Source organism: Pseudomonas sp. NBRC 111138 (assembly GCF_001320835.1).
In the GTDB taxonomy this organism is placed as follows: domain Bacteria; phylum Pseudomonadota; class Gammaproteobacteria; order Pseudomonadales; family Pseudomonadaceae; genus Aquipseudomonas; species Aquipseudomonas paracarnis.
On the sequence record NZ_BCBO01000073.1, the window covers coordinates 1 to 20,843 of the forward strand.

Here is a 20,843-nt window from a genome sequence, read left to right on the forward strand (position 1 = left end):
CTGGGAAACGCGTGCGCAGGGCATCGATGACGCGGCTGGTATCGTCCATGGACAAGGTGGTCTGGGTAACGAAAGCCAGGCGGTCGGGATTGTGCACCTGCAAGTTGGCGACGTCTTTTTCGTCTTCAACCAGGTAGATGGCGCCGCCGTTGCTGGCGTCGTACTGGCCCATGGTGCCTTCGACTTCCGGGTGACCGGCATGGCCGATCAGGATGCATTCGCGACCGTCGCGGCTATAACGCGCCACTTCGATGTGCACCTTGGTTACCAGCGGGCAAGTGGCATCGAACACTTTTAGGCCACGGCCGGCCGCTTCGGTACGTACGGCCTGGGACACGCCATGGGCACTGAAGATGACGATAACGTCGTCGGGTACCTGGTCGAGTTCTTCGACAAAGATCGCACCGCGTGCGCGCAGGTCTTCGACCACGAACTTGTTATGCACGACTTCGTGGCGCACATAAATCGGCGGCCCGAAGACTTCCAGGGCGCGGTTGACGATTTCGATCGCCCGGTCCACGCCAGCGCAGAAGCCACGGGGGTTGGCGAGTTTGATTTGCATGCTGTGCCTCGTGCCTTGCAGGCCAAGAAATTGGATCAACTCAGCTCTATAGAATAAGCGTCTGTATGAGCGGGCTTGCCCGCGATGCAAACGTCTCGATGTATCAGGTACACCGAGGTGATGCTATCGCAGGCAAGCCAGCTCCCACACAAGCCAGCCCCACAGGAACCGGTTTCGTCAGTTAGAGCGCTTTAACGTCGATGATTTCAACATCAAACGTCAAGGTTTTACCGGCCAACGGATGGTTGAAGTCGATGGTCACTTGCGTGTCATCGAAAGCTTTTACCACGCCGGGCAGTTCAGTATTCGCCGCATCATTGAAGATCACCAGCAAACCTTCCGACAGGTCCATACCCTCGAACTGCGAACGCGGGATGATCTGCACGTTTTGCGGGTTGGGTTGGCCGAAGGCGTTTTCCGGCAGGATCTGCAGGTTGCGCTTGTCGCCCGCCTTGAACCCGAACAATGCCGCTTCAAAACCAGGCAGCAGGTTACCGTCACCAACCTTGAAGGTCGCCGGGGCTTTGTCGAAGGTGCTGTCTACCGTGTCGCCATTCTCCAGGCGCAATGCGAAATGCAAAGTGACTTCCGTGTTCTGGCCGATGCGTTGCTCAGCCAATACCTGATCAGTCATTGACGGTTTCTCCGGTTTTCTTGCTCTTGAACATATCCAGCGCCAGCATGATTGCACCAACGGTGATGGCGCTGTCGGCAAAGTTGAACGCCGGGAAGTAGTGGCGGTTCTGCCAGTGCACCAGGATGAAGTCGATCACATGGCCCAGGGCGATGCGGTCATACAGGTTACCCAGCGCGCCGCCCAACACCAGGGCCAGCGCGATAGCCAGCCAGGTGTCGTCGCGACCCAGGCGCTTTAGCCACACCACCAGCACGGCACTGACCACCACGGCGATCACCGCGAACAGCCAGCGCTGCCAGCCGCCGCCGTCAGCGAGGAAGCTGAAGGCGGCGCCAGTGTTGTAGGCCAGGGTCCAGCTGAAGTAATCCGGAATCACCACGATTTGCTGGAACATTTCCAGGGAGCCCTCGAAGTGAGCCTTGCTGACCTGGTCAATAACCAGCACCAGCAGGCTCAGTACGAGCCAGCCCAGACGTCCGAAACGACTGGCTGCATTAGGCATAGTGGCGAACCTCGCCTTCACCGCTGATGTTATCGACACAACGACCGCAGATTTCCGGGTGCTCAGGGTTCACACCGACATCTTCACGGCAGTGCCAGCAACGGGCGCATTTAGGGAAGGCCGATTTCACCACCTTGAGCTTCAGGCCCGGTACCTCGGTGACCACGGCATCTGCCGGGGCCTGGGCGAAAGGTGCCAGGCTCGCGGTGGAGGTGATCAGTACGAAGCGCAGTTCGTTGCTCAGCTTGGCCAGGTCAGCAGTCAGGCCATCCTCGGCAAACAGGGTGACTTCGGCTTGCAGGTTGCCACCCACGGCCTTGGCCGCACGCTGGACTTCCAGTTCCTTGTTCACCGCAACCTTGACGGCCATGACGCCCGCCCAGTACTCGCGGCCCAGTTCGAAGTCGGCCGGCAGTTCGGTCAAGCCTTCGTACCAGGTGTTGAGCATGACGGACTCGTTACGCTCGCCCGGCAGGTATTCCCACAGCTCGTCGGCGGTGAACGCCAGGATCGGTGCGATCCAGCGCACCAGCGCTTCGCTGATGTGGTACAGCGCGGTCTGCGCCGAACGGCGAGCTTTGCTGTTGGCGCCGGTGGTGTACTGGCGGTCCTTGATGATGTCGAGGTAGAAACCGCCCAGCTCCTGCACGCAGAAGTTGTGGATCTTGGAGTAGACATTCCAGAAGCGGTATTCGCCGTAGTGCTCTTGCAACTCACGCTGCAGCAACAGGGTACGGTCCACGGCCCAACGGTCCAGCGCGAGCATGTCTTCGGCCGGCAGCAGGTCGGTGGCCGGGTTGAAACCGGTCAGGTTCGACAGCATGAAGCGCGCGGTATTGCGGATACGACGATAGGCGTCGGCGCTGCGTTGCAGGATCTGCTCCGAAACAGCCATCTCACCCGAATAGTCAGTCGAGGCCACCCACAGACGCATGATGTCGGCGCCCAGGGTGTCATTGACCTTTTGCGGCGCAATCACGTTGCCCAGGGATTTGGACATCTTGCGGCCGTTCTCGTCGACGGTGAAACCGTGGGTCAGCAGTTCGCGGTACGGTGCGTGGTCGTCGATGGCGCAACCGGTCAGCAGCGACGAGTGGAACCAGCCACGGTGTTGGTCCGAACCTTCCAGGTACAGGTCGGCGCGCGGGCCGGTCTCGTGACCCATCGGATGCGAGCCACGCAGCACGTGCCAGTGAGTGGTGCCCGAATCGAACCACACGTCGAGGGTGTCGCTGATCTTGTCGTACAGCGGCGCTTCATCGCCCAACAGCTCGGCGGCGTCCAGCTTGAACCAGGCTTCGATACCTTCCTGCTCAACGCGCTGGGCCACAAGCTCCATCAGTTCAACGGTGCGAGGATGCAGCTCGCCGCTTTCCTTGTTCAGGAAGAACGGAATCGGCACGCCCCAGTTACGTTGGCGGGAGATGCACCAGTCCGGACGATTGGCGATCATCGAATGCAGGCGCGCCTGGCCCCAGGCCGGAACGAACGTGGTGTCTTCGATGGCCTTGATCGCGCGGTTACGCAGGGTATCGCCGCTGGTCGGCTCTTTGTCCATACCGATAAACCACTGCGCAGTGGCGCGGTAGATCAGCGGGGTCTTGTGGCGCCAGCAGTGCATGTAGCTGTGCTTGATGGTTTCGGTGTGCAACAGCGCGCCGACTTCCGAGAGCTTGTCGATGATCGGCTGGTTGGCCTTGAAGATGAACTGGCCGCCGAAGAACTCCAGGGACGGCGCGTACACGCCATTGCTTTGCACTGGATTCAGAATGTCGTCGTTGACCATGCCATAGGCTTTGCAGGTCACGAAGTCGTCTACGCCATAGGCGGGCGCAGAGTGAACGATGCCAGTGCCGGCGCCCAGCTCCACGTAGTCCGCCAGGTACACCGGCGACAGACGGTCATAGAACGGGTGACGGAAGTTGATCAGCTCCAGCGCGGAACCCGTGGTGGTAGCGATCACCGAACCTTGCAGCTCGTAACGCGCCAGGCACGACTCGACCATTTCCTCGGCCAGCACCAGCAGGCGATCACCAACGTCCACCAGGGCGTAGGTGAATTCCGGGTGCACGTTCAGCGCCTGGTTGGCCGGGATGGTCCATGGGGTGGTGGTCCAGATCACGATGGCCGCTGGCTTGCTCAGGCTTGCCAGGCCAAAGGCCTCGGCCAGCTTGGCGTCGTCGGCGATCGGGAAGGCCACGTCGATGGTCGAGGACTTCTTGTCTTCGTACTCCACTTCCGCTTCGGCCAGGGCCGAACCGCAGTCGAAGCACCAGTTCACGGGCTTGAGGCCCTTGAACACGAAACCGCCTTTGACGATTTCGGCCAAGGCGCGGATTTCACCGGCCTCGTTCTTGAAGTTCATGGTCTTGTAGGGGTTGTCCCACTCGCCGAGCACACCCAGGCGGATGAATTCAGACTTCTGCCCTTCGATCTGCTCGGCGGCGTAGGCACGGCACAGTTCGCGGGTCTTGTCCGCGCCCAGGTTCTTGCCGTAAGTCACTTCGACTTTGTGCTCGATCGGCAGGCCGTGGCAGTCCCAACCCGGGACATACGGCGCGTCGAAGCCCGACAGGGTCTTGGAGCGCAGGATCATGTCCTTGAGAATCTTGTTCAGCGCGTGACCGATGTGAATCGTGCCGTTGGCATAAGGAGGGCCGTCGTGCAGGACGAACTTCGGACGATCCTTGCCAATTTCGCGCAACTTTCCGTACAGGCCAATACTGTCCCAGCGCTGCAGGATCTGCGGTTCGCGCTGTGGCAGGCCGGCCTTCATTGGGAAGGCGGTGTCCGGAAGGTTTAGCGTGGCTTTATAGTCGGTCATTTAAGGCTCTTCGGTTAGCGATGGGCGCTAGGTGCGGCTAGTGCACGGGCGGCGGCGACATCCGCATTGATCGCCGTTTTCAACGCCTCCAGGGAGGCGAAACGCTGCTCTTCACGCAGCTTCTGGTGGAAAACCACCGTCAAACGCCGGTCGTATAAATCACCGGCAAAATCCAAAAGGTGAACTTCCAGGTGGGCCTTGCCATCACCTGCAACCGTGGGTCTGACGCCTATATTGGCGACTCCCGGCCACGATTGGCCATCGATGTCGACACTTACCAGGTAAACCCCGGTCAGCGGCACACGACGGCGCTTGAGTTGCACGTTGGCGGTTGGCGTACCCAATTGGCGCGCCAGCTTCTGGCCGTGCAATACCCGTCCGGCAATGCGGAACGGGCGTCCGAGCAAACGCTCGGCCAGGTCGAAGTCGGCGGCGGCCAGGGCGTTACGCACCTGGGTGCTGCTCACGCGCAGGCCGTCCAGTTCGACGGTTTGCGCGGCCTCGACAGTGAAACCCTGATTCACACCGGCATGTTGCAGGAAATCGAAATCCCCGACCCGGTCACAACCGAAATGGAAGTCGTCGCCGACCTCCAGGTGCTGCACACCCAAGCCGTCCACCAGGATGCGGTCGACGAACTCGGCGGCGCTGAGGCTGCGCAAACGCTGGTTGAATGCCAGGCAGAGGACACGGTCCACGCCCTCCTCCGCCAACAGCTGCAACTTGTCCCGCAAGCGCGCCAAGCGTGCCGGCGCCGTTTCCGGAGTAAAGAACTCCCGCGGTTGTGGCTCAAAAATCACCACGCAGCTGGGCACGCCCAACTCGACCGCACGCTCGCGCAGCCGAGCCAGGATAGCCTGGTGGCCACGGTGAACACCGTCAAAGTTGCCAATAGTGGCGACGCAGCCCCGATGCTCGGGGCGCAGGTTGTGGAGACCTCGAACCAGCTGCATAACGCGCTTCTTGCTCATAAAGTGGTCGATTATAACCACACCCAGCCCCGGACGACAGGCAACAGCGCAGGCCAAATGGATCGAATCGATAAAACAACCGTTTTATCGCGGCAAACTCTCTATCCCAACGACTTGCGATTGAAATCACGCAGGCGGAAACCCTGCAACAGCAACATCCCGAAGTACACCACCACGCCCGCCACTACCAATGCGCCCAGGCGCATGAAGCGCTCCAGCATATTGCCTTGGCCCCAGGCCGGCATGATGTGCATCAGGCCAAACAGCACAACCGACATCGCTGCTACCGCCACCAGCAACTTGAGCGCAAACACCCCCCAGCCTGGCTGCGGCTGGTACATCTGTTTTTTGCGCAATTGGTAAAACAGCAGACCTGCGTTTATGCATGCCCCCGCGCTGATCGCCAAGGCCAGGCCGGCGTGGGCCAACGGGCCGATAAACACCAGGTTGAGCAGTTGCGTGACAACCAGGGTAAAAATCGCGATTTTCACCGGCGTGCGGATGTTTTGCTGGGCATAGAAGCCGGGCGCCAGCACCTTGATCACGATAATGCCGAGCAGGCCGACAGAGTAGGCGACCAACGCATGCTGGGTCATCAAGGCGTCATGGGCGTCGAACTGCCCGTATTGAAACAGCGAGACCGTCAGCGGCTCGGCGAGGATGCCCAGGGCCAGGGCGCACGGCAACACCAGCAGAAAGCACAGGCGCAGGCCCCAATCGAGTATGCGTGAGTATTCCTGGCGATCCTTGCTGGCGTATGTACGCGCCAGGGTCGGCAGCAGGATCGTGCCCAACGCCACGCCCAGCACACCGGATGGCAATTCCATCAGGCGGTCGGCGTAGTACATCCACGACACCGAGCCGGACACCAGCAACGAGGCGAACGCGGTGTTGATGATCAGGGAAATCTGACTGACCGACACCCCGAGGATCGCCGGCAGCATGTTGCGCATCACGCGCCAGACGCCGGAATCCTTGAGGTTCAAGCGCGGCAGTACAAGCATGCCGATTTTCTTCAGGTGTGGCAGTTGGTACAGCAACTGTGCCAGCCCGCCGGCCAGCACCGCCCATCCCAGGGCCATGACGGGTGGATCGAAATACGGGGTAAGGAACAGCGCAAAAATAATCATGCTGACGTTCAGCAAGGTCGGCACAAAGGCCGGTACCGAGAAACGATTCCAGGTATTGAGGATCGCCCCGGCGAGCGAAGACAGGGAAATCAGCAATATATAAGGAAAGGTCACCCGCAGCAGATCAGTGGTCAGCGCGAACTTTTCCGGCGTGTTGGCAAAACCGGGCGCCGTGGCCCAGATCACCCAGGGCGCGGCGAGCATCCCGACGATGGTTACCAGCATCAGCACCAGCGTCAGCAAACCCGAGACGTAGGCGATGAACGTACGAGTCGCCTCCTCGCCATGCTGGGTCTTGTATTCGGCCAGAATCGGCACGAACGCCTGGGAAAACGCGCCTTCGGCAAAGATCCGCCGCAACAGGTTGGGCAGTTTAAAGGCAATAAAGAAGGCATCGGTGGCCATGCTGGCGCCAAAGATGCGGGCCAGCAGGGTGTCGCGCACGAACCCCAATACCCGGGAAATCATCGTGATAGAGCTGACGGCAGCCAACGATTTGAGCAGATTCATTGAAAGAGTTTGCGCCTATAGATAAAGAGCAGGCGAACTACGCGCCCACTTATGCGATACTGCGCGCCTGCAACAGCACAGAGCCAAAGCTCGCGAGTTTACAGGTCAAGCGCCGGAAATAAATCACCCGCCTCTTCAGATCGACCACTCAGCAGTTCGCATCAGCCGCCCTTGACAACCCGTCAAGTCATCGGCATGATTCGCGGCCTATTTTGTTTGCTATTTCCTAAAAAGTCTTTCGAGGAGCTCGACGGTGGCCAACACACCTTCCGCCAAAAAACGTGCAAAACAGGCTGAGAAGCGTCGCAGCCACAACGCCAGCCTGCGTTCCATGGTTCGCACCTACATCAAGAATGTAGTCAAAGCCATCGACACCAAAGACGCTGAAAAAGCTCAAGCAGCTTACGTTCTGGCTGTGCCTGTTATCGACCGTATGGCCGATAAAGGCATCATCCACAAGAACAAGGCCGCTCGCCATAAGAGCCGCCTGAATGGCCACATCAAGGCTCTGAGCGTTCCTGCTGCAGCCTAAGTGGTAACAACTGCAACGCAGCCCAGGCTGTGTAACAGTTAAGAAATGCCCCGTACCGAAAGGTCCGGGGCATTTTTGTTTGCCCCTGAAAACTGTAGGAGCGAGCTTGCTCGCGAAGATCGTTAACGATGACGCGGGAAGCCTGGCGCCCGGCGGGGCTCTCAGGTTTTTCGCGAGCAAGCTCGCTCCTACAGAAAGTTGACCGGGAATATTCTCAAGGCAAAAAAAACGCCCCGAACCAGTCGGGGCGTTTTTGCTACCACCTGATCAAAACATCAATCAATGGTGATGACCGCCTTCACCGTGGACGTGGCCGTGAGCCACTTCTTCCTGGGAAGCGTCGCGGATGGCCACGATCTTCACTTGGAAGTTCAGGCGCTGGCCAGCCAGAGGGTGGTTGCCGTCAACAGTAACGTCGTCGCCGTCCAGGTCGCGGATGGTGACGATCTGCATTTGGCCGTCCGGCGCGGAAGCGTGGAACTGCATGCCCACTTCCAGCTCATCGACACCTTCGAACATGCTGCGGCTCAAGGTGCTGACCAGTTCGGCGGAGTATTCGCCGTAGGCATCTTCAGGTTCTACGGCGACAGTCAGTTCGTCACCGACGTTCTTGCCTTCCAGAGCCTTTTCCAGGCCCGGGATGATGTTACCTGCGCCTTGCAGGTAAACCAGCGGCGCGCCGCCGGCGGAGCTGTCGATGACCTCACCAGCGTCGTTGGTCAGGGTATAGTCGATGGAGACAGCCTTGTTAGCGGCGATCGTCATGGGGCGAGACCTTTTGCATAAGAATGAAGAACGGACAAGTCTAAACAAGGATTTGCCCGAAAGCGAACGGAACCCGGACGGACGGGGCCGATCAACGGTCACGATCACAGGTTTTCATCAGGACGACGATGGGCACTGGGTGGCCGAGCTGTCTTGCGGCCACACCCAGCACCTGCGCCACCAGCCGCCCTGGCAGTCACGCGCCTGGGTGCTCGACCCCGCGCAACGCCTTGAAAAAATAGGCCAGGCCTTTGCGTGCGGCTGGTGTGCGCAAGGGCACGAATAACGATAACCTTGGCGTCTGATTCGCGGTAGGCACTCACCCATAGAGCGCCACCCAAGCCATGCACCTCCAGAGAATTCGCATGCAGACTTTTTTTATCGCGCCCACCGATTTTGGTGTGGGTCTGACCTCCATCAGCCTTGGGCTGGTGCGCACACTGGAAAGGGCCGGCCTGAAAGTCGGCTTTTTCAAACCCATTGCCCAGCCACACCCTGGCGATACCGGGCCGGAACGCTCTACCGAGCTGGTGGCGCGCACCCACGGCCTGAAACCGCCGCAGCCCCTGGGCCTGGCTCACGTAGAGCGCATGCTCGGCGACGGCCAGCTCGATGAGTTGCTCGAAGAGATCATCACCCTTTACCAACAGGCAGCCGTAGGCAAAGACGTGCTGATCGTCGAAGGGATGGTGCCGACCCGCAGCGCCAGCTACGCGGCACGGGTCAACCTGCACCTGGCCAAGAGCCTGGACGCGGAAGTGATCCTGGTCTCGGCGCCGGAAAATGAAGTGCTCACCGAGCTTTCCGGCCGTGTGGAATTGCAGGCCCAACTGTTTGGCGGCCCCAAAGACCCGAAAGTGCTGGGCGTAATTCTCAACAAGGTACGCACCGACGAAAGCATGGAAGCCTTCTCGGCGCGCCTCAAAGAGCATTCGCCGCTGTTGCGCAGCGGTGATTTCCGGCTGCTCGGCTGCATCCCCTACCAACCCGAGCTGAATGCCCCGCGCACCCGCGACGTGGCCGACCTGATGGGCGCGCAGATCCTCAACGCCGGCGACTACGAAAGCCGGCGCATGACCAAGATCATCATTTGCGCGCGCACCATGCGTAACACTGTCGAGCTGCTCAAACCCGGTGTGTTGGTGGTAACCCCGGGAGATCGCGATGACATCATCCTCGCCGTCAGCCTGGCCGCCATCAATGGCGTGCCGCTGGCCGGGCTGCTGCTGACCAGCGACACCCTGCCCGACCCACGCATCATGGATCTGTGCCGAGGCGCCTTCCAGGCCGGGTTGCCGGTGTTGTCGGTGAGCACCGGCTCCTATGACACCGCCAACCAGCTCAATAGCCTCAACAAGGAAATCCCTATCGATGACCGCGAGCGTGCGGAAATCATCACCGACTTCGTCGCCAGCCACCTCGATGCGCGCTGGCTGCACCAGCGCTGCGGCACGCCAAGGGAGATGCGCCTGTCGCCGGCAGTGTTCCGTTACCAGTTGATCCAACGCGCCCAGGCCGCCAACAAACGCATCGTGTTGCCCGAAGGTAGCGAGCCGCTGACCGTACAGGCCGCCGCGATCTGCCAGGCCCGCGGCATTGCCCGTTGCGTGCTGTTGGCCAAGCCTGCGGATGTGGAGGCAGTCGCCCGCGCCCAGGGTATCGACCTGCCCGAAGGCCTGGAGATTCTCGACCCCGACCTGATTCGCCAACGCTACGTGGAGCCAATGGTCGCCTTGCGCAAGAGCAAAAGCCTCAACGCGCCCATGGCCGAGCAGCAACTGGAAGACACCGTGGTGATCGCCACCATGATGCTCGCCCTCGACGAAGTGGATGGCCTGGTCTCCGGCGTGATTCACTCCACCGCCAACACCATTCGCCCGGCGCTGCAGCTGATCAAGACCGCGCCGGGCTGCACCCTCGTGTCGTCGGTGTTCTTCATGCTGTTCCCCGAGCAGGTGCTGGTGTACGGCGACTGCGTGATGAACCCGCACCCAAGCGCTGCGGAACTGGCGGAAATCGCCCTGCAAAGCGCCGACTCGGCGGCGGCATTCGGCATCACGCCACGGGTGGCGATGATCAGCTACTCCAGCGGTGACTCGGCCAGCGGCGAGGAGGTAGAAAAAGTCCGCGAAGCCACCCTGCTCGCCCACGAACAACAAAGTTCGTTGCTGATCGACGGCCCGTTGCAATACGACGCCGCCGCCAACGAAAACGTCGCCCGACAACTGGCGCCCAACAGCCAGGTGGCGGGCAAGGCCACCGTCTTTGTGTTCCCGGACCTGAACACCGGCAACACCACCCACAAAGCCGTACAACGCAGCGCCGATTGCGTGAGCCTGGGGCCGATGCTTCAGGGCCTGCGCAAACCGGTCAATGACCTGCCACGTGGCGCCCAGGTGGACGACATCGTGTACACCATCGCCCTGACGGCGATCCAAGCCGCCAACCGACCCATGGATATCTAAATGCTGGATTTTCTACCTGCCGCCGTGCGCGGGGTGATCGCTTCGCTGTTGCTGGCGCTGAACACGATCCTGCTGTGTTCGTTCCTGTTCATCGTGGCGCTGTTCAAGGCGCTGCCGTTCGCCAAGCGCCTGAGCGAATGGCTGATGAACCACACCCATGAAGCCTGGGTCACCAACAACAAGGGTTGGATGAACCTGGTGCGCCGTACGCGCTGGCACCTGACTGGCCTTGAGGGCCTGGACTACCAGCACTCGTACCTGGTGACCAGCAACCATCAGAGCTGGGTCGACATCATGGTGTTGCAGTACGTGCTCAATCGGCGCATTCGCCCCCTGAAGTTCTTCCTCAAGCAAGAGCTGATATGGGTACCGGTGATTGGCCTGGCGTGGTGGGCGCTGGGCTTTCCCTTCATGAAGCGCTACAGCAAGGCTTATTTGGAGAAGCACCCGGAGAAGAAAGGCAAAGACCTGGAAACCACGCGCAAGACCTGTGCGAAGTTTCGCGACAATCCCGTGGGGATTTTCAACTTTGCCGAAGGCACACGCTTTACGCCGGGCAAGCATGCGCAGCAGCAGTCACCGTTTCGCTACCTGCTTAAACCCAAGGCGGGCGGAATTGCGTTTGTGTTGGATGCCATGGGCGAGCAGCTCAAGTCACTGATCAATGTGACCATCCACTACCCCGCCGGGCGCCCAGGTTATTGGGATTTGCTGTGCGGTAACGTGAAGGACGTGGTGGTGCACTTTGAAGAGGTGCAGATACCGGCCGAATTCATCGGCAAGAATTATGAGCAGGATGGGGAATATCGACTGGCGTTCCAGGGCTGGATCAACCAGTTGTGGCAAGACAAGGATGCATTGTTGGAACAGCTGCACAAAGACTTTCCGGCCAGCCGCTGATCAACATGTGGATGCAATTTAATGTGGGGGCTGGCTTGCCTGCGATAGCGGTGGATCAGCTAAGTTTCAATAAACTGACAGTCTGCTATCGCAGGCAAGCCAGCTCCCACATTGACCGAGTCCACATTTGAGAATATGTAAAAAGCCCGCCACCGGGTAACCGGTGGCGGGCTTTTTTGTGCGGCAATAAAGCTTAGATCGCGCCGCGCTGACGCAACAGTTCCAGCACTTGCTTGACGCTGTCTTCCAGCGACAACGCCTGGGTGTCGATCACAAGGTCGGCATTCAACGGCACGTCATACGGGAAGGATTCGCCAGGGATGTTATCCCCACCAGCCGCGTACAAACCTTGCGGGTCACGCTCGGCGCACACCAACGGCGATGCCTGCACGTAGACGGTCAGCAGTCGGTCCGCACCAATCAGCGCCTTGGCCTGTTCACGGCCTTCGGCATCCGGCGCAACGAAGGCTGCCAGGGTCAACAGGCCGGCTTCATTGAACTGACGCGCCACATGAGCGGCACGACGCCAGTTCTCGGTACGCCCGGCACGGTCCTGCGGCAACCCTTTGTTCAGGTCGTGACGCAGGTTCTGGCCGTCCAGTACGAACACCGCACGGCCCATGTCGAACAGCTTGCGCTCGACCGCATAGGCCAGAGTGCTCTTGCCAGCGCCCGACAAGCCGCTGAACAACACCGTGGCCGGCTGCTGGCCGAAACGCAGGGCGCGCTCTTCGGTGGCGACATGCGCCAGGCTGCCGTGCTGCGCAGCGCCGCCATGACCCACCGGTGGCGCGATGATCATGCCCGCGGCCACCGTGCCGTTGGTCAAGCGGTCGATCACGATGAACGCGCCAGTGGTGCGGTTGCTGTCGTAACCGTCCAGGGCGATGGCGGCGTCCAGGCTGACCTTGACCCGGCCAATCTCGTTGAGCTGCAGCGAACTCGCCGGGCCTTCGGCCAGGGTGTTTACGTCCACGCGGTGCACGATGCTGGTGATGGAACCCGGCACGTAGCTGGTGGCGCGCTTGATGTCGTATTTCTTGCCCGGCAGCATCGGTTCTTCGCCCATCCACACCAGCATGGCGTCGAAGGCGTCGGTCACTTGCGGCACGTTGTCGGCATGCACCAACAGGTCGCCACGGGAGATGTCGATCTCGTCTTCCATGGTCAAGGTCACGGCCTGGCCTGGGCCTGCGTGTTCCAGCTCACCTTCAAAGGTGACGATGGATTTGACGCGGCTGCTCTTGCCCGACGGCAATACCACCACTTCGTCGCCCTTGTGCACGATGCCACTCGCCAGGGTGCCGGCAAACCCACGGAAGTTCAGGTTCGGGCGGTTGACGTACTGCACCGGGAAACGCAGGTCGGTGTAGTTGCGATCATTGGCGATCTCGACAGTCTCCAAGATCTCCATCAGCGACTGCCCGGTGTACCAGGGCGAACGCTCGCTCTTGTTCACCACGTTGTCGCCCTTGAGCGCCGACATCGGCACGAAGGCCAGGGTGCTCGGCTTGAATGCGATACCTTCGGCGAACTTCAGGTAATCGGCCTTGATCGACTCGAATACGCTTTGGTCAAAGCCGTTGATGTCCATCTTGTTGATGGCTACCACGATGTGTTTGATACCCAGCAACGAGGCGATATAGCTGTGGCGACGGGTCTGGGTCTGCACGCCATAGCGGGCGTCGATCAGGATGATCGCCAGGTCACAGGTGGACGCACCAGTGGCCATGTTGCGGGTGTACTGCTCATGGCCGGGTGTGTCGGCGATGATGAATTTGCGCTTGGCGGTGGAGAAATAGCGGTAGGCAACATCAATAGTGATGCCCTGCTCACGCTCGGCCTGCAAGCCATCGACCAGCAACGCCAGGTCGATATCGTCACCGGTGGTGCCGGACTTTTTCGAGTCGCGGGTAATGGCTTCCAGGTGATCCTCGTAGATCATCTTGGAGTCGTGCAGCAGGCGCCCGATCAGGGTGCTCTTGCCGTCGTCGACGTTGCCGCAGGTCAGGAAGCGCAACATTTCTTTGCGCTCGTGCTGGCCCAGGTAGGCGAGGATGTCCTCGCTGATCAAATCAGATTGATGCGACATGACAGCCCCTTAGAAATAGCCTTGACGTTTTTTATCTTCCATCGAGCCTGCACCATCGTGGTCGATGACACGGCCCTGGCGTTCGGAAGTTCGCGTCAGGAGCATTTCCTGAATGATGTCCGTCAGCGTCTCGGCTTCGGACTCCACCGCGCCCGTCAACGGGTAGCAGCCAAGGGTGCGGAAACGTACTTTCTTTTTGACGATGCGGGCTTTGTCTTCGTCGGACAGGTGCTCAAGGATGCGGTCGTCGTCGATCATGATCAACGTGCCGTTCTTCTCGATCACGTCGCGCTCGGCGGCGAAGTACAGCGGCACGATCGGGATGCCTTCCAGGTAGATGTACTGCCAGATGTCCAGCTCGGTCCAGTTGGACAGCGGGAACACGCGGATCGACTCGCCCTTGTTGACGTTGCCGTTGTAGACGTTCCACAGCTCCGGGCGTTGGTTCTTCGGGTCCCAACGGTGCTTGCTGTCGCGGAACGAGTACACGCGCTCTTTGGCACGGGATTTCTCTTCATCGCGACGGGCGCCGCCGAATGCTGCGTCGAAACCATGCTTGTCCAGCGCCTGCTTGAGGCCCTCGGTCTTCATGATATCGGTGTGCTTGGCACTGCCGTGGGTGAACGGGTTGATGTTCTGCGCCACGCCATCGGGGTTGATGTGGGTAATCAGGTCCAGGCCCAGCTCCTCGACCATCTTGTCGCGGAACTTGTACATCTCCTGGAATTTCCAGCGAGTGTCGACGTGCATCACCGGAAATGGCAGTTTGCCCGGGAAGAAGGCCTTGCGTGCCAGGTGCAGCATCACGGCGGAGTCTTTACCGATCGAGTAGAGCATCACCGGGTTATCGAACTCGGCGGCGACCTCGCGGATGATGTGGATGCTTTCCGCCTCCAGCTGTTTCAGATGCGTCAGTTTGTCGACCATGGTTACTCACGGAAAAACGATCTTATGGACGGCCAGCGGGCCGTGTTCGAGCGAGGCATGCTAGCACAGCAACTTCTTCTATTTAGGGCGCCAGCTAGACCGAAACGATATATGAATATGCCGCCCAGTTTGGGCTTCAACACTGTAAGTGTGGGAGCTGGCTTGCCTGCGATGGCCTCACCTCGGTGAGCCTGAATGGCTGCGGTGCCTGTATCGCAGGCAAGCCAGCTCCCACAGTGTTCAATGCTGTGCTTTAGATCGGATTGGGGCAGTCGATGAACAGATGCTCCAGGGCAAAGCGCCGCGCCAGGTAGTCGCCCAAGGCCTGCACGCCGTAGCGTTCGGTGGCGTGATGGCCGGCGGCGATGAAGCTGATGTCGTTTTCCCGGGCGCTGTGGAAGGTCTGTTCGGACGCTTCACCGCTCAGGTACAAATCGACACCCGCGGCAATCGCCTGGTCGATGTAGCCCTGGCCGCCACCGGTACACCAGCCGACGCGGCGAATCATTTCGCTGCCTTCGATCAGCAGCGGTTCGCGGCCCATCACGTCCTGCACGCGACGGGCGAAGTCACGAGGTGACAAGGGCTCGGCCAGGGAGCCGACCAGGCCGACGATTTTTGGGTTGCCCGGGTCCAGCGGGCCTTCGACGGTGATGTCCAGGTGGCGAGCCAGTTGCACGTTGTTGCCGACATCGGCGTGCAGGTCCAAGGGCAAGTGGTAGGCCAGCAGGCTGATGTCATGCTTGAGCAGGGTTTTGAGACGGCGCTGCTTCATGCCGGTGATGCACGGGTTTTCGCCCTTCCAGAAGTAACCGTGGTGCACCAGCACCAGGTCGGCCTTGGCTTCGACGGCGGCGTCCAGCAGGGCTTGGCTGGCGGTCACGCCGCTGACGATGCGCATCACTTGGGGCCGGCCCTCGACCTGCAGGCCATTGGGGCAGTAATCGGCAATTTTGGCGCTGCCGAGGTAGCGGTCGGCTTCCTCGACGAGGGTAGTAAGGGGCACGGCCATAAAAGACTCCTAAATATCCCGTTCGCAGGCGTCACAGCCTCGTATAATGCGCGACATTATGGGCGCTCTCCCGCCCCCTGCAACCTGTCAGGACTTACTTGATGCTCAAGGCACTGCGTTTTTTTGGATGGCCATTGTTGGCTGGCGTGCTGATCGCGATGCTGATTATCCAGCGTTATCCCCAGTGGGTGGGCCTGCCCACACTGGATGTGAACCTGCAACAGGCGCCGCAGACCAACACAGTGGTGCAAGGGCCGGTGACCTATGCCGATGCCGTGGTCATCGCCGCTCCGGCGGTGGTCAACCTGTACACCACCAAGGTCATCAACAAGCCCGCGCATCCGTTGTTTGAAGACCCGCAATTTCGCCGCTACTTCGGTGACAACGGCCCCAAGCAGCGCCGCATGGAATCCAGCCTCGGCTCCGGCGTGATCATGAGCCCCGAGGGCTACATCCTCACCAACAACCATGTGACCACGGGCGCCGACCAGATCGTGGTGGCCCTGCGTGACGGCCGCGAAACCCTGGCCCGCGTGGTGGGCAGCGACCCGGAAACTGATCTTGCGGTACTCAAAATTGATCTGAAGAACCTGCCGGCCATCACCCTCGGCCGCTCCGACGGTTTGCGCGTGGGCGATGTAGCGCTGGCCATCGGCAACCCTTTCGGGGTGGGGCAAACGGTGACCATGGGCATCATCAGCGCCACCGGGCGTAACCAGTTGGGCCTTAACAGCTACGAAGATTTCATCCAGACCGACGCCGCGATCAACCCCGGCAACTCGGGCGGTGCGCTGGTGGACGCCAATGGCAACCTGACTGGCATCAACACCGCGATTTTTTCCAAGTCTGGCGGTTCCCAGGGCATTGGTTTTGCCATCCCGGTAAAGCTGGCGATGGAAGTGATGAAGTCGATCATCGAGCACGGCCAGGTGATTCGCGGCTGGCTGGGCATTGAAGTACAGCCCTTGACCAAGGAACTGGCCGAGTCATTTGGCCTGACCGGGCGTCCAGGCATCGTGGTAGCGGGGATCTTCCGCGACGGCCCGGCGCAGAAAGCCGGCCTGCAACTGGGCGATGTGATCCTCAGCATCGACGGCGCGCCGGCGGGTGATGGCCGCAAGTCGATGAACCAGGTGGCACGGATCAAGCCGACCGACAAGGTGGCGATCCTGGTGATGCGCAACGGCAAGGAGATCAAACTGTCGGCGGAAATCGGCCTGCGCCCACCACCGGCGACCGCGCCAGTGAAAGAAGAGCAATAACCGTCGCGACCCAAGCGCCCGTTCGCGGGCGCTTGTAAGGCCATATTTCTTAGCGATTCATTCTCATTAGTCATGTTATATTATTTCAATATCGCTATTGGAACGCTCTATCATGTCGTCTCGAAAGTTTGTGCCCTTGGCCGGCCTGGCCCTGGGTTTGCTGCTCGACCCTGCCTACGCCGAAGAAAACACCCTGGAACTGGACACCATCAGCGTCACTTCCGACGCCTATGAATCCGCCACCGGCCCGGTCGACGGCTACCGCGCCACCCGCTCTGCCAGTGCGACCAAGACCGACACGGCCTTGCGCGACATCCCGCAATCGATCAGCGTGATTCCTGCCACGGTACTCAAAGACCTGGGCAGTACCAGCGTGGAGCGCGCCCTGGAATTCGCTGGCGGCGTATCCAAGCAAAACAACTTCGGCGGCCTGACCCTCTACGAATACAGCGTGCGCGGCTTCACCACGTCCGAGTTCTACCAGGATGGTTTCAGCGCCAACCGTGGTTACCCCAGCACCCCGGACGCAGCGAATATCGAGCGCATCGAAGTGCTCAAGGGCCCCGCCGCCAGCCTCTATGGGCGTGGCGATCCCGGCGGCACGGTGAATATCGTCACCAAGAAACCCCAGCCCGAGGCCTTCACCACGCTGCAAACCAGCGCCGGCAGTTGGGACCGCTACCGCACGGCGCTGGATGTGAATACGCCGCTGGACAGCGAGGGGCGCGTGCTGACGCGAGTGAACCTGGCCGTTGAAGACAACCACAGCTTTCGCGATCACGTGGACGCCAAGCGTGTGTTTGTCGCGCCCTCCTTCAGTTGGCAACTGGACCCGGACACCACCCTGCTGGTGGAAAGTGAGTTCGTGCGCCACAGCTCCACCTTCGACCGAGGCATCGTCGCCAATACCGGCATGTCCCATTCCACCTTCCTCGGCGAGCCCAACGACGGCAATATCCGCAACCACAACAACCGCATTCAGGCGGCGTTGGAACACCACCTCAACGACGCCTGGAAACTGCGCCTGGCCAGCCATTACAAGCAAGGCAGCCTGTGGGGCGATGCTTCGGAAAGCCGAGCGTTGAACGCAGACGGCCACAGCGTCAATCGCCGCTACCGTGAACGCTCCACCGGTTGGCATGACAGCATCACCCAGCTGGAACTGCGCGGGGTGTTCGATATGGGCAGTTGGCAACATGAACTGTTGATCGGTACCGAGTACGAGGATTACCGCAAGAAAGAGCGCGTGACGGCGATCGCAGGCGACTATCCCATCGACATCTACAAGCCGGTGTACGGCCAGCCCAAACCCAACGACAAACGCTCCGGTACCGACTTCTTCGAACAGACCAAAAGCCGCGCACTCAACCTGCAAGACCAGATCATCTTCACCGACCGCCTGCGCGGTATGATCGGTGCGCGCTTCGAACACTTCGAACAAAGCACCGACGACTTCACCCGCAACCACGCCAAGAGCCGCCAAACCCACGACGCCTTCACTCAGCGCGCCGGCCTGCTCTACCAGCTCACGCCAGAAGTCGGCGTGTTTGCCAACGCCTCCACGTCGTTCAAGCCCAATAGCGGCCTGGATGCCGCTGGCAAGTCCTTCAAACCCGAAGAAGGCGTGGGTTATGAGGTGGGGGTCAAGAGCGAGCTGTTTGACGACCGCCTCAGCGCTACCCTGGCGGCCTTTCATATCGAAAAGGAAAACGTGCTGACCCTGGACCCGGCGACCAACCTCAACCGCGCCATGGGCAAGGCCCGCAGCCAGGGGTTCGACCTGCAAGTAACCGGGCAAGTGACCGACGCAGTCCGCGTGATCGGCGCCTTGGCCTACATCGACGCTGAAGTGACCAAGGGCGACAAAACCATCCCCACGGGCAGCCGCATTCTGGGCGTGGCCAAGCGCAGTGGCAGTGTGTTGGGCGTGTATGAGTTCCAGGAAGGCGCGTTGCGTGGCTCAGACCTGGGCGCAGCGTTCACCTATGTAGGTGACCGGTCAGGCGAAGCCGGCACGGGTTTCGAACTGCCCGCCTACCACACCGTGGATTTGCTGGCCCATTATAAGGCTACGCAGAATGTGACGGTGGGGCTGAACCTCAACAACCTGTTCAATGAAAGGTACTACGAGCGGTCTTATAGCAACTATTGGGTCAACCCGGGTGAGCCGCGCAACTTCACGGTTAGCCTGACCCTTAATCTGTAGATACAGTCAAAATGTGTGGCTTGCCTGCGATGACCATAGGTAATCACGATGCGAAGCGAGCCGCTCTTGATCTTGATCTGCTTGTGATCTTGATCTCAGGCGCCCCGTTAAACCACGCTGGCCGAACGCAGGCTTGAATTCGTGGGTAACCCGGCAGGACGCCGGGTTAGCCGCCCCGCGCCATGGATGGCGCGTGGCGGCGGCCCACGGATTCAAGCCTGTGTTCGGGCACACCGAGCCTAGGCGAGGTGCCGAGTGGTGGGGCAAGAGCCCTTTGGTTACTTTGGGCTGGGCCGGCATTCCGGCTCTTTTCCAAAGTGACCCGCTGTAAAAGCGGAACCCTAAGCAGCCGTTACCGCAGGAATGGATATGTACACAATCCAACTGTGTTGACTGCCATGCCGCCTTCGCGAGCAAGCCCGCTCCCACAATTGGTCCGCGGGGGGGTCAAGTAGGGAAGCGTCGCGGTTAGGCCGCCATCGCAGGCAAGCCAGCTCCCACAATTGGATCACCGCAGGGCTCGATTACAAGGCAACCGGCGCTCGTTCGCACAGGGTATTAAGCGCTGCCGCCCACTGCGGCTCGTCATTCAGGCAAGGCACCAACACCAACACCAACTCCTCGCCCCCCGCTTCACGAAATTGCTCGCGACCGCGATCGCCAATTTCCTCCAACGTCTCAATACAGTCGGCGACGAACGCCGGGCACATCACCAGCAGCTTCTTCACGCCTTGCTGGGCCAATGCCTCAAGGCGTGCCTCGGTGTAGGGTTCGATCCACTTGGCCCGGCCCAGGCGGGACTGGAACGCCACCGACCATTTGCCCTCCGGCAAACCCAGCCGCTCGGCCACATCCCGCGCCACGCTGAAGCACTGCGCGCGGTAACAGGTGGCAAGCACTTCAGGGGATGCGTTCTTGCAGCAGTCGGCATCCTTGAAGCAGTGCTGGCCCGTGGGGTCGAGCTTGGTCAGATGACGCTCAGGCAAGCCATGGAAACTGAGCAGCAAGTGATCGTAATCCTGCTCCACATAAGAGCGCACACTCGCCGCCAGCGCATCGAGGTACTCAGGCTGATCGTAGAACGGTTGCAGGATCGAAAACTGCACATTCAGTTGCTTGTCGCGCACCACTCGCTTGGCTTCCTCTATCACCGTGGTGACGGTGCTGTCGGCAAACTGCGGGTACAACGGCGCCAGTGTGATTTTTTGAATACCCTGGGCGGCCAGGCGTGTCAGGACCGTTTCCAGGGACGGCTCGCCATAACGCATCGCCAGTTCCACCGGGCCCTGGGTCCACTGCGCGGTCATCTGCTGCTGCAGGCGGCGGCTCAGCACCACCAACGGCGAACCCTCATCCCACCAGATCGACGCATAGGCATGGGCCGATTGCTCGGGGCGCTTGATCAGGATCAGCGATACCAGCAAGCGCCGCACCGGCCACGGCAAGTCGATCACATAAGGGTCCATCAGGAACTGATTGAGGTAGCTGCGCACATCGGCCACTGAAGTGGACTTTGGCGAACCCAGGTTGACCAGTAACAACGCGT

General features: G+C 60.4%; 17 protein-coding genes and 1 pseudogene. 7 read left to right on the forward strand and 11 right to left on the reverse strand.

Going from position 1 to position 20,843, the window contains the following annotated elements:
• From ispH to murJ, 6 genes are all read right to left on the reverse strand, one after another.
• Positions 1-562, reverse strand: a 562-nt coding sequence (gene ispH, locus APH41_RS13290; protein ID WP_082430442.1) for a 4-hydroxy-3-methylbut-2-enyl diphosphate reductase, incomplete at its 3' end; no start/stop codon positions are given.
• Between the two features lie 181 nt (positions 563-743).
• Entirely contained in the window at positions 744-1,181 is a 438-nt protein-coding gene (locus APH41_RS13295) for a peptidylprolyl isomerase (RefSeq protein WP_169918885.1), read from the reverse strand.
• A 7-nt stretch (positions 1,182-1,188) separates the two neighbouring features.
• Complete coding sequence (lspA, locus tag APH41_RS13300) at positions 1,189-1,701, reverse strand: signal peptidase II (RefSeq protein WP_003188406.1); 513 nt, start codon at positions 1,699-1,701, stop codon at positions 1,189-1,191.
• The gene (gene ileS, locus APH41_RS13305; protein WP_054896881.1) at positions 1,694-4,525 is read right to left on the reverse strand and encodes an isoleucine--tRNA ligase; all 2,832 of its coding nucleotides are present in this window, start codon (positions 4,523-4,525) and stop codon (positions 1,694-1,696) included. Before ileS ends, lspA begins: the two co-directional genes overlap by 8 nt.
• Positions 4,526-4,539: 14 nt before the next feature.
• On the reverse strand, positions 4,540-5,478 hold the full coding sequence (gene ribF / locus APH41_RS13310) for a bifunctional riboflavin kinase/FAD synthetase (RefSeq protein WP_003188404.1): 939 nt from the start codon (positions 5,476-5,478) through the stop codon (positions 4,540-4,542).
• A gap of 119 nt (positions 5,479-5,597) precedes the next feature.
• Entirely contained in the window at positions 5,598-7,136 is a 1,539-nt protein-coding gene (gene murJ, locus APH41_RS13315) for a murein biosynthesis integral membrane protein MurJ (protein WP_054919406.1), read from the reverse strand.
• Positions 7,137-7,389: 253 nt separating this feature from the next.
• Here murJ and rpsT point away from each other — a divergent pair, with 253 nt between their 5' ends.
• Positions 7,390-7,668: a 30S ribosomal protein S20 gene (gene rpsT, locus APH41_RS13320; RefSeq protein ID WP_003188401.1), complete on the forward strand. Its 279-nt coding sequence runs from the start codon at positions 7,390-7,392 to the stop codon at positions 7,666-7,668.
• Positions 7,669-7,774: 106 nt separating this feature from the next.
• Positions 7,775-7,861: pseudogene (locus APH41_RS29375) on the forward strand (outer membrane lipoprotein carrier protein LolA); the annotation flags it as partial.
• 86 nt (positions 7,862-7,947) lie between these two features.
• On the opposite strand, the gene APH41_RS13325 reads toward APH41_RS29375, so the two are convergent.
• Positions 7,948-8,433: a peptidylprolyl isomerase gene (locus APH41_RS13325; protein WP_003188398.1), complete on the reverse strand. Its 486-nt coding sequence runs from the start codon at positions 8,431-8,433 to the stop codon at positions 7,948-7,950.
• Between APH41_RS13325 and APH41_RS13330 the strand changes: the two genes are divergently transcribed.
• The 3 genes from APH41_RS13330 (at position 8,432) to APH41_RS13340 (ending at position 11,798) form a co-directional block, all read left to right on the forward strand.
• Entirely contained in the window at positions 8,432-8,719 is a 288-nt protein-coding gene (locus tag APH41_RS13330; RefSeq protein WP_102666761.1) for a DUF3565 domain-containing protein, read from the forward strand. The genes APH41_RS13325 and APH41_RS13330 overlap by 2 nt on opposite strands.
• A 79-nt stretch (positions 8,720-8,798) precedes the next feature.
• Entirely contained in the window at positions 8,799-10,898 is a 2,100-nt protein-coding gene (gene pta / locus APH41_RS13335) for a phosphate acetyltransferase (protein ID WP_003188396.1), read from the forward strand.
• The gene (locus tag APH41_RS13340) at positions 10,899-11,798 is read left to right on the forward strand and encodes an acyltransferase (RefSeq protein ID WP_014716856.1); all 900 of its coding nucleotides are present in this window, start codon (positions 10,899-10,901) and stop codon (positions 11,796-11,798) included. It abuts the gene before it with no gap.
• A 193-nt stretch (positions 11,799-11,991) separates the two neighbouring features.
• Here the strand turns inward: APH41_RS13340 and cysN are convergent, their stop codons facing one another.
• The 3 genes from cysN to APH41_RS13355 all read right to left on the reverse strand — a co-directional run bounded on the left by cysN (position 11,992) and on the right by APH41_RS13355 (position 15,829).
• Positions 11,992-13,890, reverse strand: coding sequence for a sulfate adenylyltransferase subunit CysN (gene cysN / locus APH41_RS13345; protein ID WP_054896880.1), 1,899 nt, complete (start codon positions 13,888-13,890; stop codon positions 11,992-11,994).
• Between the two features lie 9 nt (positions 13,891-13,899).
• The gene (gene cysD / locus APH41_RS13350; RefSeq protein ID WP_003171640.1) at positions 13,900-14,817 is read right to left on the reverse strand and encodes a sulfate adenylyltransferase subunit CysD; all 918 of its coding nucleotides are present in this window, start codon (positions 14,815-14,817) and stop codon (positions 13,900-13,902) included.
• Positions 14,818-15,070: 253 nt separating this feature from the next.
• Positions 15,071-15,829, reverse strand: a complete 759-nt coding sequence (locus APH41_RS13355) for a Nif3-like dinuclear metal center hexameric protein (RefSeq protein WP_020302961.1) — start codon at positions 15,827-15,829, stop codon at positions 15,071-15,073.
• 101 nt (positions 15,830-15,930) lie between these two features.
• Here APH41_RS13355 and algW point away from each other — a divergent pair, with 101 nt between their 5' ends.
• Together algW and APH41_RS13365 are read left to right on the forward strand one after the other, a co-directional pair.
• Positions 15,931-17,091: a Do family serine endopeptidase AlgW gene (gene algW, locus APH41_RS13360; RefSeq protein WP_003188388.1), complete on the forward strand. Its 1,161-nt coding sequence runs from the start codon at positions 15,931-15,933 to the stop codon at positions 17,089-17,091.
• Between the two features lie 112 nt (positions 17,092-17,203).
• Positions 17,204-19,297, forward strand: coding sequence for a TonB-dependent siderophore receptor (locus APH41_RS13365; RefSeq protein WP_054919408.1), 2,094 nt, complete (start codon positions 17,204-17,206; stop codon positions 19,295-19,297).
• A 524-nt stretch (positions 19,298-19,821) separates the two neighbouring features.
• Here APH41_RS13365 and hemH read toward each other — a convergent pair.
• Positions 19,822-20,843, reverse strand: a 1,022-nt coding sequence (hemH, locus tag APH41_RS13370) for a ferrochelatase (RefSeq protein ID WP_082430443.1), incomplete at its 5' end; no start/stop codon positions are given.